Origin of the sequence: Knoellia pratensis (genome assembly GCF_042666395.1) — a bacterium.
GTDB lineage: Bacteria > Actinomycetota > Actinomycetes > Actinomycetales > Dermatophilaceae > Knoellia > Knoellia pratensis.
Map to the genome: position 1 here is coordinate 73569 of NZ_JBHTDJ010000001.1, position 17130 is coordinate 90698.

Below are 17130 nucleotides of genomic sequence, written 5' to 3' on the forward strand. Positions count from 1 at the left end.
TGGAAGAAGCGGCCTAGCATCAAGCCGACTGCCCACAACGATGAGGACATGACGTGACGCTGACTGCCCACCGCCCCCGGGTGGCGATCGATGAGTAACCCCGTCACCAGCACCGTCGGTGCGGAGGGGCGCCGCGAGCGGTGGGTCGCGGTGGGATATCTCCTGCCGGCGCTCGTCGTGTTCGGCCTGTTCATCTTCTGGCCGCTCGTGAAGTCGATCCTGCTGTCCGTGCAGGGCACCGACATCCTCGGCAACCCGAGCGGCTACGTCGGTTTCGTCAACTACACGCGGATGTTCAGTGACCCGGACTTCCTCCAGGTGCTGTGGGTGACGTTCGCGTTCACGCTCCTCACGGTCATCCCGAGCATCGCCATCGCGTTGGTCATCGCCCTGCTCCTCCAGTCGCGCATCCGCGGAGTGCGGTTCTTCCGCACCGCTTTTGCGCTGCCGTTCGCGTTCTCGGTGGCGACGGCCTCGGTCATCTTCGGCGTCCTGTTCAACCCGGCGTCGGGTGTCCTCAACGGCATCCTCAGCCACCTCGGGATCGACAAGGTGCAGTGGCTGACCAACCCCGACCTCGCGCTCTGGTCGGTGTCGGGCGCGACGGTGTGGATGCAGGTCGGCTACAACCTGCTCGTCCTGTCGGCCGGTCTCGGCGCCCTCCCCGAGGACGTCATGGAGGCCGCCCGGCTCGACGGGGCCTCCGGGCTGCGGCTCCAGCGCTCCATCGTCATGCCGCTGCTCACCCCGCAGCTGTTCTTCCTCATCGTCGTGGGCACGATCCACTCGCTGCAGAGCTTCGGGCAGATCAAGATCCTCACCGTCGGTGGGCCCGAGGACCGCACGACGACGCTCGTCTACTCGATCTACGAGCAGGCTTTCGCCAACAACAACAGCAACTACGGCTACGCCTCGGCGCAGGCCATGGTCCTGCTGCTCATCGTCCTCGTCATCACGGCCTTGCAGTTCGGGGTCCTCGAGAGGCGGGTGTTCTACCGATGAGCACTGACACCACTGTGAAGCCGACGACGGCAACAGAGTCCAAGCCGACGCGCAGCCCCCGCAAGCCGGGCAACATCGGGACGTACCTCATCCTCGGAGTGCTGTTCCTCATCGTGCTCTTCCCGGTCTACTACGGGCTCGTCGGCTCACTCATGGGCGAGCGCGACACCAACAGCTTCCCCCCGGCGCTGTATCCCAAGAGCGGCGTCCACCCGGAGAACTACTCCAAGGCGCTCGACATCATCCCGCTGGGCAACCAGTACCTCACGAGCGTCCTGCAGACCCTGGGCATCACGATCGGCCAGATGATCACGAGCGCCCTTGCGGCATACGCATTCGTCTTCCTCAACCTCAAGTGGCGCGGATTCTGGTTCGCCGTGTTCCTGGCGACGATGATGATCCCGTTCGAGTCGATCATCATCCCGAACTACCTGCTCATCTCGCAGTGGGGACTCAAGGACACGATCGCCGGTCTGACCCTGCCGTTCCTCGCGACCGGGTTCGGGACGTTCCTGCTCCGCCAGTCCTTCCTGTCGTTCCCGATGGAGCTGCGTGACGCGGCCCGAGTTGATGGCGCCGGGCACTTCCGGTTCCTCTTCTCGATCCTCATGCCGCTGAGTCGTCCCAGCCTTGCGGCGCTCGGCATCTGGTCGGCGCTGTCGGCCTGGAACATGTACTTCTGGCCGCTCCTCGCCACCGAGGACCCGAAGCACCAGACGATCCAGATCGGCATCAGCCAGCTGCAGAGCTCTGACTCCGACTCCCCCGGCATGGTGCTCGCCGGCGTCATGCTCGCCCTCTTCCCCACCCTGCTGCTCGTGATCTTTGGGCAGCGATTCATCGTCCGCGGTCTCACCACGGGTGCCGTCAAGTGATGCGCAAAGGAGTGCACGAATGAAATCAACAACCTCAGGTGGCACAGGCCGCCGACTCCGGTATGCCGTGCCGGCAGGTCTGGCGACCGTGTCGCTGTTCCTCGCCGCCTGCGGCGGCGGCAGCGATGGAGACGGGGGCGATGGTGGCGGCGCGTCCGGTGGGGCACCGGCAGCCGACGTCCTCGACAAGGCGAGCGGTGTCACGACCGTCGCGTTCTGGCACGCCATGGACGGCACCAACGCCGAGGCGCTCGACAAGCTCGTCGCCGACTTCAACACGGCCAACAAGGGCAAGATCGAGGTCAAGTCGACCTACGCCGGCAAGTACGACGACGCCATCACGAAGTACAAGGCGGCCATCCAGAGCAAGTCGACCCCGGACGTCATCCAGATCTACGACATCGGCAGCCGCTTCATGATCGACGCGAAGCAGACGATCCCGATGCAGTCGTTCATCGACCGCGACAAGCTCGACGTCTCGGACCTCCAGCCCAACATCACGGGCTACTACAGCATCGACAAGAAGCTGAACTCGATGCCGTTCAACACCTCCATGCCGGTCCTCTACTACAACAAGACGCTCTTCAAGAAGGCCGGCCTCGACCCCGAAGCCCCGCCGCAGGACCTCGCCGGGATCCGTGCGGCCGCCGAGAAGCTCGCCAAGAAGACCGGCGGTCCGGCGGACTACGGCTTCGGTGCCGCGATCTACGGATGGCTCCTCGAGCAGTTCATTGCCACGGACGGCAAGGAGTACTGCGACCAGGGCAACGGCCGTGACGGCAAGGCGACCAAGGTGCTGTTCGACCAGCCCGAGAGCGTCGAGGTCGTCAAGTGGTGGCAGCAGATGGTCAAGGACGGTCTCGCCGCCAACACCGGTCGCGACACCAAGGCCGCCCAGGCAGCCTTCAAGTCCGGCCAGCTCGCCATCACGCTCGAGTCCACCGGCCAGCTCGGCGGCTTCAGCAAGGCAGCCAAGGAGGGCGGCTGGGAGCTCGGTGCAGCCAACTACCCGCACATCAAGGCGGACACCGGGGGTGGCCCGATCATCGGTGGAGCCTCGTTGTGGATCAACGGCGAGAGCCACAAGGACGTCAACAAGGAAGCCGCCTGGCAGTTCGTGAAGTTCCTCGCCGACAAGAAGAGCCAGTCACAGTGGCACATCGGCACCGGCTACTTCCCGATCAGCAAGGGTGCTCTCGACGAGCCGGCTGACGTCGACTACCGCAAGGCCAACCCGCTGTTCGACGTCGCCGTCAAGCAGCTCGAGGGCACCAAGCTGAGCAAGGCCACCCAGGGTTGCCTCCTCGGTGTCATGCCCCAGGCGCGCAAGGCGTCCGAGGACGGCCTCGAGGCTGCCCTCAACGGCACCGACGCGCAGGAAGCCATGACCAAGGCGGCCGAGTCCCTCACCGCTCAGATCAGCCAGTACAACAGCTCGGTCAAGTAGCACTCGCCAGCGAGGCGAACGGTGACGCCTCCTCGAGATCGAACGCGATCTCGAGGAGGCGTCGTTCGTCTCCGAGGCGTCCAGACAGCATGACCCCGACGGGCCGGCCGTCGGCGGCCCGACCCAGCGGCAGCGAGATCGCGGGAGCGCCGGTCGCGTTGGCGAGCGGGGTGAACGCGGCGTACTTGACCAGCTTGGCGAAGTGCTCCTCGAACGTCTGGTCCGCCGTGAGCTCCCCGATCGGCGGCGGCGTGTGGACGAGCACCGGTGAGAGCACCAGGTCCACGTCGCCAAAACGCCTCTGCTGCACCGCCCCTGACGCCGCTAGCCGCGCGATGAAGAGCGGAGCGCGGTGGGCGCGCCGGCGGAAGCGCTTGGCGAGACCGAGCGTCAGCGGATCGAGCTTTGTCGCGTCGAAATCGGAGCCGAAGAGGCCCCCGCGATTGGACGCCACGGCATACGCAAGAAGTGACCAGTAGTCCTCGAAGTCCGACTTGAAGAACGCCGGGACCGGCGCCACGTAGTCAACAACGCTGTGCCCCAATGCTTCCAGCAGGTCACGGGTGCGTTCGACCGCGGCCCGAGTGTCGGTGTCGGACGGTGGCGCGAAGGGTGAGTCGGGCTGGTAGCCGATGCGCAACGGGCGCGCCGGACCGTCCTCGACGTGCCCTATGGGCTGGAGGCGCGGGTTGCGATGGCTCCGCTCCGCCGCCTCGAAGAAGCGGGCCGTGTCGCGGACCGACCGTGTGAGGACGCCGTCGACGACGACCTTGACCGGCATCGTCGCGTTGCCCTCGTCGAGACGGAGGCGACCGCGCGAGGGCTTGAGGCCCACGAGTCCGCAGGCGGCCGCCGGGATGCGGATCGAACCGCCACCGTCGTTGCCGTGAGCGATGGGCAGCGCGCCCGACGCGACGAGGGCGGCAGAGCCGCCGGACGAACCACCCGTGCTGTATGCCGTGTTCCACGGGTTGCGGGTCACGTCACCGCCCACGCGTTCGGTCGTTGCGGTCCAACCGAACTCGGGCATCGTCGTGGAACAGATGGGGATCACGCCGGTGTCGAGGAACTGGCGGGTGAACGCACCGTCGAGGTCTCCCGGCCGGGACGAGACGGCCTGCGAACCCATCGTGGTCGGCATACCGGCAACGTGGATGTTGTCCTTCGTCGCACTGGGGACACCAGCGAAGGCGCCGCGAATTCGGGTGGCGCCAGCCCGGCGGCGGGCACGGTCGTGGTCGGTCGCGGCGACGGCATTGAGAGTCGCGTTGACCGACTCGACCCGGGCAATGGCCGCGTCGACGGCCTCGGCGGACGAGATTTCGCCCCGGGCAATGCGCTCGGCGACACCGGTCGCGTCATCGGTGCCGAGCGCGTCGTCGGTGAAGGCGCTGACGCGCTCGGGCAGGAGGCCGGTCGACTCGGGTGCGGAAGTGATGCCCCAGTCCTACCCGACGGTAGCCAGTGACAATGGGCCGTGTGACCGAACTCCTCGCGCGCGACTCGACTCGCGGCCGCCTCACCCTCACAGCAGTGACCCTCGGATCGGGGATCGCGATCCTCGACGGCTCGGTCGTCAACGTCGCGCTGCGCACGATCGGCACCGAGCTCGATGCATCGCTGGAGCAGCTGCAGTGGGTCATCAACGGCTACATGCTGGCGCTCGCCTCGCTCGTCCTCGTGGGCGGCGCGCTCGGTGACCGGTTCGGGCGTCGGCGGATCTACCTGTGGGGAATGGGGTGGTTCCTCATCGCGAGCGCGCTGTGTGCCGTGGCCCAGACGCCTGGTCAGTTGATCGCGATGCGGGTGCTGCAAGGTGTGGGCGCGGCATTGCTGACACCCGGCGGGCTCGCGATCATCCAGTCGGTCTTCCGTCGCGAGGACCGGGCCGCGGCGATCGGCACCTGGGCGGGCCTGTCCGGGATCGCGGCGGCGATCGGCCCGTTCGTGGGCGGGTGGCTCGTCGACAACGGCGGCTGGCGCTGGATCTTCGGGATCAACGTGCCGCTGTGCATCGCTGTCATCGCGCTGACCCTCTGGGCGACACCGGAGTCCAGGGATGAGACACCGGCCGAGGAGGGCGCCGCCCGCGGCTTCGACATCCCGGGAGGAGCCCTCACCGTGCTGTCCCTCGGTGCCCTGACGTACGCCCTGACCTCGTCGGCGACGATGAGCCGGGGGCTGCTCGTGGCCGTCGTGGCTGTCGCCATCGCTGCGGCAGTGGGGTTCGTGTTCGTCGAATCCCGTTCTCGCACACCTCTCGTGCACCTCTCCTTGTTTGGTGACCGGGTGTTCTCCGCGGCGAATGCGATGACCTTCGTCGTCTATGGCGCGCTCGGTGTCGTCTTCTTCATCCTCGTGCTGCAGCTCCAGGTGTCGGCGGGCTGGTCGGCGCTGTCTGCGGGGCTCACCGGACTCCCCGCGACGATCGCACTGATGTTCCTGTCGTCGCGCGCGTCCCAACTCTCGGAGCGCATCGGGCCGCGCTTCCCCATGGCGGTGGGGCCGATCATCTGCGCGGTCGGCGTGCTCCTGCTGCTCCCCGCCGGGCGTGACGCGACGTGGTGGACGGTTCTGCCGGGGCTGGTCATCTTTGCGCTCGGGTTGGCGCTCCTGGTCTCGCCGCTCACCTCGACCGTGCTCGCGGCTGCGCCGGATCGGTATGCCGGTGTCGCCAGTGGTGTGAACAATGCCGTCGCGCGCGCCGGCTCGCTCATTGCGGTGGCTGCCTTGCCCGCGCTGGTGGGGCTGTCCGGTGACGACTACCTCGACCCGACGGCGATGACGTCAGGCTTCCGGGCGGCGATGGTCGTCTGCGCCGCCCTGCTCACGGTCGGTGGCGTCGTGAGCTGGTTCGGCCTCGCCCACACCTCGCCTCGTGTGCATCAGCCGACCCAAAGCTCGCGCTGAGGCACACGAGCGAGGGTTCAGGTCAGCGCAGCAGGGAGTCCGTGACGAAGTCGGCGACCTCGCGGTGCCACGTCAACGGGTGCCGCAGCATCGCGTGGCCCTCGCCCTCGACCGGCCGCCACGTCACGTCAGCCCCCTGACCACGCAGCACCTCGCCGAGCGCCTCGGTGCGTCGCGGGTCCGTCGTCTTGTCGTTCACACCGTGCATGAGCAGGACCTTCAGCCCGGGCCGACCCAGTCGCGGATCGCCGTTCTCGACCCAGGGCGCGAGGGCCACCACCGTGGTCACATCCGCCTCCCCCGCGAGGTGCGTCGCGACCCGGCCACCCATGGAGTGACCGATGAGCGCGATGGGCTGCCCGGCATACCTGCCGCGGATCTCGTCCAGGGCCCAGCGGGCATCCGTGAGTGGCGTCTGCTCCTCGCCGTTCCACCCGAAGTGGCGGTTCCTAGCCTCACGACGGCGATGCGGTCGCCAGCTCGGCGCTCGATGGCCGCCGCAAACGGGCGCATTCGCACGACCGGGCCCTTGAGCCAGGACATCGGCGCATGGCCATGCTCTCCTCCGCCGTGCAGGATGAGGGCAACACCTTCAGCCCCCACAGGCGTGGTTCCCCGCAGATCCGCGAGGTGAGCGGGCGGAACGGTCACACGCGCTCGCCGGAGGCGAGCTCGCCGAGCAGCCACGCGGCATACGCGGCACTGGCATCGAGGATCGGGACCGCGATGATCTCGGGTGTCTCGTAGGGGTGGATCTCGCCGACGCGCTCACAGATGCGGTCGAAGCGGCCGCGGTGCGACTTGGCGAGGACGAGGTGTTCCTGCGCGGTGACGACTTCGCCGCCCCAGCGGAAGGTCGACGTGATCCCGGGCAGGACCTGGGCGCAGGCGGCCAGCCGCTCCGTGACGAGGAGCCGCGCGATGATTGCGGCGTCCTCGGCGGGAGCGGTGATCCGCACCTCGAGGATGCCGTGGTCGGTTGCGTGGTCGCTCGTCATGCGGGCCGGGTCAGACCTGGGTGCGGTGGAAGTTCTTGAACGAGCGGCTGGCAGTCGGGCCACGCTGCCCCTGGTAGTGCGAGCCGTATTTCGCTGAGCCGTAAGGGTTCTCGACCGGGCTCGACAGGCGGAAGAAGCACAGCTGGCCGACCTTCATGCCCGGCCACAGCTTGATCGGAAGGGTCGCGACGTTGCTCAGCTCGAGCGTCACGTGACCGGAGAAGCCCGGGTCGACGAAGCCGGCGGTCGCGTGGGTGAGCAGGCCGAGCCGCCCCAGGCTCGACTTGCCCTCCACGCGCGCAGCGATGTCGTCCGGCAGGGTCACGGCCTCGTAGATCGACCCGAGGACGAACTCGCCAGGGTGCAGCACGAACGGCTCATCCGGCTCGACCTCGACGAGGCGAGTGAGGTCGGGCTGGTCCTCGCGCGGGTCGATGTAGGGGTACTTGTGGTTGTCGAACAACCGGAAGAAACGGTCGAGCCGCACGTCGATGCTGCTGGGCTGGATCATCTCCGGATCCCAAGGATCGAGGACGACCCTTTGGGAGTCGACCTCGGCCTTGATGTCTCTGTCGCTGAGCAGCACCCGCCAAATCTAGCCTTGATCGCCGAACTCGTGGGCGTCGGCCGGGATGAGTCGGGTGGCGAGGGCCACGAAGCCGAGGAGCACGGCGGCCACGACGAGGACGACGAGGTATGCCGGCCGGAACAGATCCACGGGGACCTGCGCCTTCTGCGCGCTGGCCACCTGGAAGAACAGGGTGCCGATGGCTGCGGCTCCGACGGCGTTGGCGAGCTGGGTCGTCGTGTTGAACAGGCCCGAGGCCGATCCGGCGTGACGTCCGTGGACCTTGCCGAGCGCGAGCGGCGCAATGGACGAGACCATGAACCCGAAGCCGAGACCGACGACCGCGAAGGCCCCGGCGAACACCCAGAAACTCGTCGTGGTCGTGGCTCCACCCACGACGATCCCGAGGAGTCCGAGGCCAGCGGCCATGATGACCGCGCCCATGAGGAGCACCTGCCGACCCATCTTTGCCAGGAGAACTGCCGCGCCGGTGCCCGCGCCGATCGTCGCCGTGACCGCGAAGGGAATGTTGACGAGTCCGGCCTTGAGGACCGACCAACCCAGACCGACCTGGAGGTAGAGGGTGGTCGAGAGGAAGTAGCCGGCGCACACGATGAAGAGCAACGAGCCGACGAGAGTGGCACCGCGGAAGCCGCGACCGGCATACAGCGACGTCGTCACGAGCGGTTCGCCACCGCCCGACTCGACGCTGCGCTGGGAGCGGAGGAAGACGGCGAGCACGGCGAGACCGCCGGCCATCACGGCATACGTCCACATCGGCCAACCCAGTTCGTGGCCCATGGTCAGCGGGTAGAGGACACCGAGCAGACCGACCGCGAGGATGAGGACGGAGCGGATGTTGATGGGCGCCGGGTGTTCCGAGCGCGATTCGGGGATGAAGCGCAGTGCTGCGGCGAGGGCGATGACGCCGACCGGGACGTTGACGAGGAAGACTGCGCGCCAGCCGCTGACGTCGGTGAGGACCGCGCCGAGGATGGGGCCAGCGACGCTCGCGAGACCGGCCAGACCGGAGAAGATGCCCATGGCCTTGCCGCGTTCGGCCGGTGCGTACATCACCTGGATGCTCGTGAGGACCTGCGGCACCATCGCGGCGGCGGCGATGCCCTGGATGGCGCGGAAGGCGACGAGAAGTTCGATGTTGCCGGCGAATCCGCAGGCGGCCGATGCGATGGTGAAGCCGACGAGGCCGGCGATGAAGAGGCGCTTGCGACCGAAGCGGTCACCGAGTCGCGCGCCGGCGATGAGGGCGATGCCGAACGCGAGCGGGTAGGCCGCGACGACCCACTGGAGCATCGACGCACTGGCGTTGAGGCTGCGCTCGATGGTCGGGAGGGCGACGTTGACGATGGTGACGTCGATGAGTTCCATCGTCGAGGCGAGGAGGAGGCTGACGAGCGCGAGCGTGCGCGCCCTTCCGGAGATCGGGGTATGCCGCCCGCTCACCTCGTGCACTTCGGTCTCGGAGGTCCGGGCGGTCGTGGGTTCGGCTGTTGTCGTGTCCATGTCGTCGACGCTAGAAGTCCTTCCGGTCACTTTCTGTCCGCTATTCCTGCCAGTCTTGATTCATGGCCAACACGAGCTCTCGCACCCTTCGGTTGCTCTCTCTGCTGCAGACCCACCGGTTCTGGCCCGGGGTGGAGCTGGCGTCGCGACTCGACGTCTCGGACCGCACCCTGCGGCGCGACGTCGAGCGGCTGCGCGAACTCGGCTATCCGGTGACGTCGTCGCGGGGAGTCGAGGGCGGTTACCAGCTGGGGTCGGGCGGGTCGATGCCACCGCTCGTCGTCGACGAGGACGAGGCGATCGCGATGGTCGTGGCGCTGGGGCAGACGGCTTCTGCGCAATCCGGTGCGTTGGCCGACTCGACGTTGTCTGCCCTGTCCAAGGTGGTCCAGGTGCTGCCGGCGAAGTTGCGGCGACGGGCGGAGGCTTTGCGGGCCGTCACGGTGGACTCGCCGTTTGCCGAAGCGCCCGAGGTGGAGGCGTCAGTGCTCGGGGCCATTGCGCAGGCGATTCGCGACACAGAGCGAATTCGGTTCTCCTACACTGCTCGTGGCGGCGCTGCGGCGGGCGAGATGGCTCGGCGACACGTCGAGCCGCACCAGCTCGTGACGGTGGGGCGCCGCTGGTATCTCTTGGCTTTCGACCTCGAGCGTGCCGACTGGAGGTCGTTCCGACTCGACCGACTCACCGACCCGCTGGGGACGAAGTCGTTCTTCCGAAGGCGAGAGATCCCGGGAGGTGACGCGGCGGCATACGTGCGGGCTGGCCTGTCCGGCCGCGTGCAGGGGCACCGGCTCGTCACTGTCGTCCATGCCCCCGCGGCCGATGTCGAGAAGCGGATCGGGCGATGGACGACGGTCGAGGACCTGGGCGAAGGGCGCTGCCGGGTGACCGGCGAGGCGCGCGACGTCGGGTTCCTGCTGCTCGGGATGGGGCTCGTGGCAGCGCCGTTCACGATCGAGGAAGCGGGTCCAGAGGTGCGCGACGCGATGGCGTCCTGGGCCGCGCGCTTCGACGCGGCGGTGCGCTGACACGCCAGCCGATCAGGCCTCTCGCGCAGCCTCGCGGCGCTCGCGGACCTTCCACACGACGATCCCGATGACCACGATGGCGACGACGACGAGAGCGGCGTCGCGGCCGACGACCTTCTCGACCTTGGCGTAGGACGCTCCCGCGGCGTAACCCACGGAGACGACCACAGCGCTCCAGAGCACCCCGCCAGCCGCATTCCAGGCGAGGAACCTGCGGTACGGCATACGCGCTGTTCCGGCGAGCGCCGGCATGACGGCCCGAAAGAACGCCGTCCACCGCCCGAGAAAGACTGCGGCACCGCCGCGCCGAGCCAAGAAGTCCTGAGCGCGCGTCAGCCCTGCACTTCGCTTCGCGAGGATGGGCCACGCGAGGATCCGCGGCCCGAGGTGGCGACCCACCTCGTAGCCGACGGAGTCGCCCACAACCGCTGCCACGATGACAGTCGCGAGGACAGCGGTGAACGAGACGTGCCCCAACTTGGCTGCGACACCACCGAGGATGGCAGCGGTCTCACCCGGGATGACGAAGCCGACGAACAGCGCGTCCTCGGCAAAGACCACGAGCCCGACGATCAACAAGACCGCCCAGGCGGGAGCCCCGAGGACTTGGTCCAGGAACGATGTCACAGGGAGCCTTCCCGAGGCAGAGCGGGGCTTGAGAGTACCGAGCCGGGGTGTCGGCGGCAGACCATGACATCAACGCTAGAACGGCTTGGCGTATGCCGCGTGCTCCCGTTTGGTGCGATCGCGGACCCAGACTGTCGTCGGGTTAGACTGCCTGCCGCGCCGCAATCCGGTGTCCTGAGAAGGCTTCGGGCGGCGCTCGCCGGTGTAGCTCAATGGTAGAGCGCCAGCTTCCCAAGCTGGACACGCGAGTTCGATTCTCGTCACCGGCTCCAGCGTTTCCGCAGGTCAGGGGGCCTATTTTCACTCGCAGCCGGGCCGATAATCCAGTCGACTAGCGATTCCCAGAGCGTCCAGATGTGGCTCCCCAAAGGCATTTGTGCAGGTCAGGCGACTGAAGAACCTGGAAGCCAAGCTGGACACGTTGGATGTCGATGACGCGGCCAGTCCGCTGGGTATGGCTCGGTCGGGAAGGTGGTGCGTCGATGACGCCGACTCATGAGTGTGGTCGGTCGGCTCGATCCGGGCCAGGTTTGGTGTCCGGAAAAGCGGTCAGGCTCCGCTGGACTCAACTCCGCCTCCGGTGAGCTCGGCCATGGTCACACCGATCTGTTGCCATGGCCTGACTCGGACGCCGGCTCATTCCTTCGTGGGCCGCGGCTTTGCATGGACGCGTTCACCTTGCGGACCGAACAAGCTAAGCACCTCCGCTGCGTTGGCACCGTCGCTGCCGAACCAGTGCGGCACCCGTGTGTCGAACTCAGCCACCTCTCCCGGGCCAAGGACTAGGTCGTGGTCGCCCAGGACGAGCCGCATGCGACCGGACAGCACGAACAGCCACTCGTATCCGTCGTGGGCTTTCGGCTGGGGGGTGCTGTTGCTTGCCGGGACGATGATCTTCCACGCCTGCACCCCACCGGGCTGACGGGTCAACGGCATCACCGTGCGCCCGTTGCGTTTGGTCGCCTTCAGGCGCACCCTCGGGTCCCCGACCTCGGGGGCGCCTACGAGGTCGTCCAGCGGCACCCGGTACGCCTGCGCCAAAGGCAACAGCAGCTCCAGGCTGGCCCGGCGCTGTCCCGTCTCGAGGCGCGACAACGTGCTCTTGGAGATGCCCGTGGACTCGGACAGCGCCGCCAGCGTGACGCCACGGTGAGCCCGAAGCTGCCTAAGCCGCGGACCGACCTGGTCGAGAGCCTTCGCGATGACAGTCATGGTGTCGTCCATGCCCGCATTCTGCCGCACCCGTTCCCAGAAACGGCAACGAAGATTGCGTCCCGCTGGGTGGCGGTTCCACAGTTGGCGACATGAACACCTACGACGTCCTGGTCATCGGCGGCGGGGCTGCCGGCCTTTCCGCATCGTTGGTCCTGTCCCGGGCACGGCGAAACGTCGTGGTCGTGGACGCCGGCACCCCACGCAACGCCCCCGCCGCCAACATGCACGGGTTCCTGTCCCGCGACGGCATGCCGCCCGCAGAGCTCGTTTCCGCCGGCCGCGAAGAAGCCACCGGTTACGGCGCGACCATCACCGCCGGCACCGTCGCGCAGCTCGTCCACTGTGGCCCGTCCGGCTTCCAAGCCCTTCTCGACGACGGGCAGCGAGTCAAGGCACGCAAGGTCCTGGTCACCACCGGTCTGCGCGACGAGCTCCCTGACATCCCCGGCCTCGCTCAACGGTGGGCGAAGGACGTGCTGCACTGCCCGTACTGCCACGGCTGGGAAGTCCGCGACCAACAGCTCGGCGTCCTGTGGAACGGCCCGGAAAGCGTCCGCTACGCCCAGATCGTGCGGCAGTGGACCCACGACCTCGTGCTCTTCGCTCCCGACAACACGCTCACCCCAGCAGACCGTTCCCAGCTCGTCGCCCGGGCCGTCGGGGTCGTCGAAGGAGACGTCGACTGTGTCGTGGTGCACGACGACCAGCTGACCGCCATCGCGATGGTCGACGGCCGCAGAATCCCCAGACAAGCACTGTTCGTCCCACCGCGATTCATCCCCAACCACGCCCTATTGACCGATGTCGGGTGCGACCTGGACGAGCAGGGCTGGGTCATCACCGGACCCAACGGCACCACCAACGTCCCCGGCCTGTGGGTCGCCGGCAACGTCACCAACGCCCGCGCGCAGGTCATCACGGCGGCAGGCGAAGGGTCAGCCGCAGCCATCGCCATCAACACCGACCTCGTCGGCGACGACGTGCGCACCGCAGTCAGCCACTTCAACCAAGGCTTCCCCGTCTGAACCCTCGCATCTGTGACACCCCACCCACACATCCGCACCACAGAAGGAGCTTCACCATGTCCAACCCCGCAACCGGCCCTGCCTCAACGACGGCGTCGAGCCCCGCCGCCCCGCCGCGGCCGGGCCCACCCAGCAAGCACCAGCTGGCGCTGATGATCTGGCTCGCCGTCTTCCCCACGCTGACCATCATCAACCTCACCCTCGGTGACTGGCTTCGCCCCATGAACCCCGTGCTGCGCACCCTCGTCCTGGCCACCATCGCTGTGCCCATCGTCATCTACGGGCTCATGCCCCAACTGCACAAGGTGCGCGCACGCCTGGTGGCACGCTCCGCAGCACGCTGAGCACCAGCCGCACCACCACACCGGTGCCATGTGGCGGCCACGAACAGCCAGGACCCTCGAACCCCCTGCCGAGGGTCCGGGCCCCCGGCCTGCTGGATCGCATCCCGCACCTGGCCCTCCCCGACTGCCCTCAGCCGTGCAGGTCAAGGCACGACCATCAGGAGTCGAGAACATCCGAGAGGCCAGAGCCGACGACTGGTCCCCCGTGGCGAACGGGTCACTGCCATCCACGAGCACAGTGGGTGACCCAATGAACCCCAGACGTTCGGGGTCCTCGAGCGTCTCCACCAGGGCATGCTGGATCGTCTCCTCTCCCCGCCCGACCATGGCCAACATCGACTTCAACCGCACCTCAGCGACAGTGACGTAGGAACACACCTTCGATGTACAACAACCGTCTGTCCATGACCCCCTCATGAGCCTCTGCCGGGTTCAGCGAGGACTCACGGCCAGCCCTGCTCCAGCAGCGGCGTGACCGTCACCTCGTTCAGCACCGGCCGACCCGGGGAGGTGGCCATCCACGTCACCAGATCAGCCACGACGCCGGGGTCCAGAGACTCACGCTCGTCGTGCACCGGTGTGCTCGACCCTCGCTCCGCAGCCGGGTCGAAGGTTCCCCAGTTCGTCGCCATCGCACCCGGATACAGGACACAGACCCGAATGCCGTCGGCACGACCCTCGGCGGCGAGTGACTGGGTCAGCCCGGTGAGAGCGAACTTCGTCGAGCAGTAGGCCGAGGCGTTGGCCCAGCCCCGACGGCCCGCGACCGACGAGACGTTGACGATCAGCCCACCACCGCTGCGCCGCATGTGCGGCATGACGGCCCTCGCGAGCATGAAGGGCGCGGTGAGGTTCACCGCGACGACGCGGTTCCAGTCCTCGAGGTCGAGATCCTGAACCGAACCGGGCGCGTCGGTCGCTCCGGCGTTGACGAGTACCGTCGGAGCACCGAACTGCGCCACCACGTCGTCGACAACCTGGGCCAAGGCCTCTGTGTGGGCCAGGTCGACCCGCACGGGCATCGCTCGGACCCCGAGGTTCCTGACCTCGCGCGCAACCCGGTCGAGGTCAGCCTCTCGACGCCCGAGGAGCGCCACGTCGGCGCCCTCCGCTGCAACGCGAAGCGCTACCGCCCGACCGAGACCGCTCGTGGCCCCGGTGACGATGACGGCTTGACCCGACAGGGTGGATCTCGTGGTGGGCATGCTTCGATCCTGCCGTCACCATGAATCGGGGCACAACCTCAACTGACGGCGGGCCGCGCGGCCAGGCCGGGCCCTGTGTCTCACAGCGCCGCTGTCACGCCATCTCAGGGAGGTGAAGGTGAGCGAAGGCCACTTCCATCTCTGCCACATCGTCGATGGTGGCTCCGATGTCCCTGCTGGCAGTTTCGCGGAGCGCCTGAGCGGCATCGCGGCTGGCCTCGAGCTGCTCGCGGCGCTCGAAGGTGACAGTGCCCACCGCACGACCGGTCTCCCGGTTGATGAGCAGACTGGCGCTGCAGAAGCCGTCGAGTTCCTGAGCCTTGGGGAGAACGACCATCCTGAACACGTCGGCGGCACGTTCGGCATGGTCGTCCATACCGCTCAGCCAGGTGACGCGGGCACAGGCACCTTCGGGCATGGCGTGGTCGCGGTGGACGACTGCGGCCTCCCACGTGTCAACCGTGCTGGTGCTGCCACCCATGGCCTGCATCGCTCCCTCACGCAGCGAGCGAACCCTTTCTGCACTGTCCTTCAGCGCAGCTTCTGACTCCCATGACGACGTGGCGATGCAGCGGCCGGACGCGCGGTCCGCAAGCATGGACATCCCGACACACCCATCCATTGCGGTGATCACCGGTGTGACCTGGCCACTCATATGGGCGATGCCGTCGTCGATCTTGGACGGATCTGCCTGAATGGTGGTGGTGCGTGCATACACGACGAACTCCTCTGCTCGGGGCAGCGCCCCGACGGCGCTACCGTCAACTTCCAACACTGCTCCGACGGAGGCGCCGCGGCAAGAGTGATCCTGAATTTCTTGGGCCAACCCTGAGGCTGCTTTGGGTCCAGGGACCCGGTGCGACCGCAGCCGTGGTGTCGCCTCACGGCGTGTGGAGCGCGGCGGAACTGCTCCTCCAGTGACCGACTCAGCCCTGCTGCTTGGGCGGCAGTGCCCGTACGAACGCGACCCCGCGCTGCACCCACCGGGCCAGGGAGTCGTCGTCCGCCGTGGGGGACGAGCCAACCAGCACCCAGCCGTGCAGGCTGCGGCCACCCATCTCCATGTGGGTAACCGACTCGCCATCCACGAGATCGGCAGCGTCGTCCGGATCCACCCGCACCATGAGCGACCCGCCGCTGCCGGCGGCCACCGCGATGTGTCCGTCGAGCATGAACCCCAGCCCGCCGAACATCGCACGCTCGGTCAGTCCGCTCTCGTCGGACAGGACCTCCCGGATCCGATGCGCGAGCTCCTCGTCGTAGGCCACGACAGCAGCGTATGCCGGGTGCCCGCGTCCGTGACGTGATGCGCGGCTGTTCGTCTGCCGACGTCCCTCACCGGACTGGAAGCCTGACGTCAGCAGGCCACGCTGCTCGGTGAGACTGCGGTCGGTCCCCGGTTGGCGCACACTGCCAACCCACGGCTGGCCAGACCGGACTTCATCTGCGAAATGGCGGTGGCGTTGAAGGCCCGCCACTGCATGTGCATCAGCACGGTGCTCCCGGCGCGCGAGTTGGACACGGCATACGAGACAACGGAGGACTGGGTCTTGCCCGTCCAGTCACGGGTGTCGACGGTCCACGTCCAGACCCGAATGCCCTTCGATGCGTAGGCGTTGAGGACCGTGTTGTTGTAGGCGCCGTACGGAGGCCGGCCGTAGGTCGTGACGACGCCTGGCGCGCTCAGTTGCGAGCGGACATTCGCATAGCTGAGCGTCGTGAGGTCTGGGTGCGATACCGAGTGATTGAAGACGTAATGTCCGTGCGCGCGTGCGTAGGACGCACTGAACTTGCCCGACGTGATGCAGTTGCCGGTCGGGAAGAGGACGAGCGCGACGCCGATGCGTTCGGCTCCGAGCACCGCACCCTGGAAGGTGGAGTAGCTGGACGGGCAGTCGTCGAAGCTCAGGACGACCCGGCTCGTCCGGTTCGGCCCGGCTGACCGCGAGTAGCGGGTGCCCCCGTTGACGAGGGTGCCCCACGTCTGCTGGCCGACCACGCCGTCAACCTTCACGCCGACGTAGTCTGACTGGAAGCGCCTCACGGCAAGGTCGGTCGCACTGCCGAACGACCCGTCCGCACCGGACCCCCCGACCGAGTACCCCTTGGCGATGAGCGCTCGCTGGAGGACGGTGACGCAGCTCCCCGTGTCGCCGCGACGGAGCTGCGGCCGCGAAGCCACCGGCGTCGTCGACGAGCATGACCAGACCGCAGCGTGAGCCGAGGGCGCCATGCCAGGCGACGCCACCGTCGGCATCGTGACGAGTGCAAGCGTGAGCATCGCCACGGATGCGGGCCTGCGGAAGGAAGAAGGACGGGTCGATGTCGTGATGGACATGGTCAGACTCCCCTGGGCCGG

18 protein-coding genes and 1 tRNA gene are annotated in these 17130 nt (G+C 67.7%); 8 read left to right on the plus strand and 11 right to left on the minus strand.

What is annotated here, in order from left to right; genetic code table 11:
* Window positions 1-90: 90 nt before the first annotated feature.
* From ACFQRE_RS00345 to ACFQRE_RS00355, 3 genes are read left to right on the plus strand one after another with little or no spacing between them, the layout of a single operon-like run.
* Window positions 91-1002 carry a carbohydrate ABC transporter permease gene (locus tag ACFQRE_RS00345; RefSeq protein WP_380117615.1) on the plus strand — a complete coding sequence of 304 codons (912 nt, stop codon included), beginning with the start codon at window positions 91-93 and terminating at the stop codon, window positions 1000-1002.
* Window positions 999-1877 (plus strand): carbohydrate ABC transporter permease, encoded by an 879-nt coding sequence (locus ACFQRE_RS00350; protein WP_380117617.1) that lies wholly within the window; start codon window positions 999-1001, stop codon window positions 1875-1877. Before ACFQRE_RS00345 ends, ACFQRE_RS00350 begins: the two co-directional genes overlap by 4 nt.
* A 19-nt stretch (window positions 1878-1896) precedes the next feature.
* Window positions 1897-3324 (plus strand): ABC transporter substrate-binding protein, encoded by a 1428-nt coding sequence (locus tag ACFQRE_RS00355; RefSeq protein WP_380117619.1) that lies wholly within the window; start codon window positions 1897-1899, stop codon window positions 3322-3324.
* Here the strand turns inward: ACFQRE_RS00355 and ACFQRE_RS00360 are convergent.
* Entirely contained in the window at window positions 3317-4762 is a 1446-nt protein-coding gene (locus tag ACFQRE_RS00360) for an amidase (protein ID WP_380120370.1), read from the minus strand. The two genes, ACFQRE_RS00355 and ACFQRE_RS00360, sit on opposite strands and share 8 nt — an antisense overlap.
* Before the next feature lie 32 nt (window positions 4763-4794).
* On the opposite strand from ACFQRE_RS00360, the gene ACFQRE_RS00365 reads away from it, so the two are divergent.
* Complete coding sequence (locus ACFQRE_RS00365) at window positions 4795-6234, plus strand: MFS transporter (RefSeq protein WP_380117621.1); 1440 nt, start codon at window positions 4795-4797, stop codon at window positions 6232-6234.
* A gap of 22 nt (window positions 6235-6256) precedes the next feature.
* Here the strand turns inward: ACFQRE_RS00365 and ACFQRE_RS00370 are convergent, their stop codons facing one another.
* The 4 genes from ACFQRE_RS00370 to ACFQRE_RS00385 all read right to left on the minus strand — a co-directional run bounded on the left by ACFQRE_RS00370 (window position 6257) and on the right by ACFQRE_RS00385 (window position 9324).
* Window positions 6257-6772, minus strand: coding sequence for an alpha/beta hydrolase (locus ACFQRE_RS00370; protein WP_380120372.1), 516 nt, complete (start codon window positions 6770-6772; stop codon window positions 6257-6259).
* A gap of 109 nt (window positions 6773-6881) precedes the next feature.
* Window positions 6882-7232 carry a divalent-cation tolerance protein CutA gene (gene cutA, locus ACFQRE_RS00375; protein WP_380117623.1) on the minus strand — a complete coding sequence of 117 codons (351 nt, stop codon included), beginning with the start codon at window positions 7230-7232 and terminating at the stop codon, window positions 6882-6884.
* Window positions 7233-7242: 10 nt separating this feature from the next.
* Window positions 7243-7818 carry a dCTP deaminase gene (dcd, locus tag ACFQRE_RS00380; protein ID WP_380117624.1) on the minus strand — a complete coding sequence of 192 codons (576 nt, stop codon included), beginning with the start codon at window positions 7816-7818 and terminating at the stop codon, window positions 7243-7245.
* 9 nt (window positions 7819-7827) lie between these two features.
* Entirely contained in the window at window positions 7828-9324 is a 1497-nt protein-coding gene (locus tag ACFQRE_RS00385; protein WP_380117626.1) for an MFS transporter, read from the minus strand.
* A 62-nt stretch (window positions 9325-9386) separates the two neighbouring features.
* On the opposite strand from ACFQRE_RS00385, the gene ACFQRE_RS00390 reads away from it, so the two are divergent.
* Window positions 9387-10355: a helix-turn-helix transcriptional regulator gene (locus ACFQRE_RS00390; RefSeq protein WP_380117628.1), complete on the plus strand. Its 969-nt coding sequence runs from the start codon at window positions 9387-9389 to the stop codon at window positions 10353-10355.
* 12 nt (window positions 10356-10367) lie between these two features.
* Here ACFQRE_RS00390 and ACFQRE_RS00395 read toward each other — a convergent pair whose 3' ends face one another.
* Window positions 10368-10982 carry a DedA family protein gene (locus tag ACFQRE_RS00395; protein ID WP_380117630.1) on the minus strand — a complete coding sequence of 205 codons (615 nt, stop codon included), beginning with the start codon at window positions 10980-10982 and terminating at the stop codon, window positions 10368-10370.
* 198 nt (window positions 10983-11180) lie between these two features.
* Between ACFQRE_RS00395 and ACFQRE_RS00400 the strand changes: the two genes are divergently transcribed.
* Window positions 11181-11254: transfer RNA gene (locus ACFQRE_RS00400), tRNA-Gly, on the plus strand.
* A 364-nt stretch (window positions 11255-11618) separates the two neighbouring features.
* On the opposite strand, the gene ACFQRE_RS00405 is transcribed toward ACFQRE_RS00400, so the two are convergent.
* A complete protein-coding gene (locus ACFQRE_RS00405; protein WP_380117632.1) occupies window positions 11619-12206 on the minus strand; it encodes a helix-turn-helix domain-containing protein in 588 nt (195 codons plus the stop codon).
* 80 nt (window positions 12207-12286) lie between these two features.
* Between ACFQRE_RS00405 and ACFQRE_RS00410 the strand changes: the two genes are divergently transcribed.
* Complete coding sequence (locus ACFQRE_RS00410; protein ID WP_380117634.1) at window positions 12287-13222, plus strand: NAD(P)/FAD-dependent oxidoreductase; 936 nt, start codon at window positions 12287-12289, stop codon at window positions 13220-13222.
* A 56-nt stretch (window positions 13223-13278) separates the two neighbouring features.
* Window positions 13279-13566 (plus strand): hypothetical protein, encoded by a 288-nt coding sequence (locus ACFQRE_RS00415; RefSeq protein WP_380117636.1) that lies wholly within the window; start codon window positions 13279-13281, stop codon window positions 13564-13566.
* 443 nt (window positions 13567-14009) lie between these two features.
* Here the strand turns inward: ACFQRE_RS00415 and ACFQRE_RS00420 are convergent, their stop codons facing one another.
* The 4 genes from ACFQRE_RS00420 to ACFQRE_RS00435 all read right to left on the minus strand — a co-directional run bounded on the left by ACFQRE_RS00420 (window position 14010) and on the right by ACFQRE_RS00435 (window position 17109).
* Window positions 14010-14771: an SDR family oxidoreductase gene (locus tag ACFQRE_RS00420; protein WP_380117638.1), complete on the minus strand. Its 762-nt coding sequence runs from the start codon at window positions 14769-14771 to the stop codon at window positions 14010-14012.
* A 94-nt stretch (window positions 14772-14865) separates the two neighbouring features.
* Window positions 14866-15489 (minus strand): antibiotic biosynthesis monooxygenase, encoded by a 624-nt coding sequence (locus tag ACFQRE_RS00425; RefSeq protein WP_380117640.1) that lies wholly within the window; start codon window positions 15487-15489, stop codon window positions 14866-14868.
* A 208-nt stretch (window positions 15490-15697) separates the two neighbouring features.
* Window positions 15698-16039 (minus strand): TfoX/Sxy family protein, encoded by a 342-nt coding sequence (locus ACFQRE_RS00430; protein ID WP_380117642.1) that lies wholly within the window; start codon window positions 16037-16039, stop codon window positions 15698-15700.
* A gap of 89 nt (window positions 16040-16128) precedes the next feature.
* Window positions 16129-17109 carry a polysaccharide deacetylase family protein gene (locus tag ACFQRE_RS00435; protein ID WP_380117644.1) on the minus strand — a complete coding sequence of 327 codons (981 nt, stop codon included), beginning with the start codon at window positions 17107-17109 and terminating at the stop codon, window positions 16129-16131.
* Window positions 17110-17130: the final 21 nt, after the last annotated feature.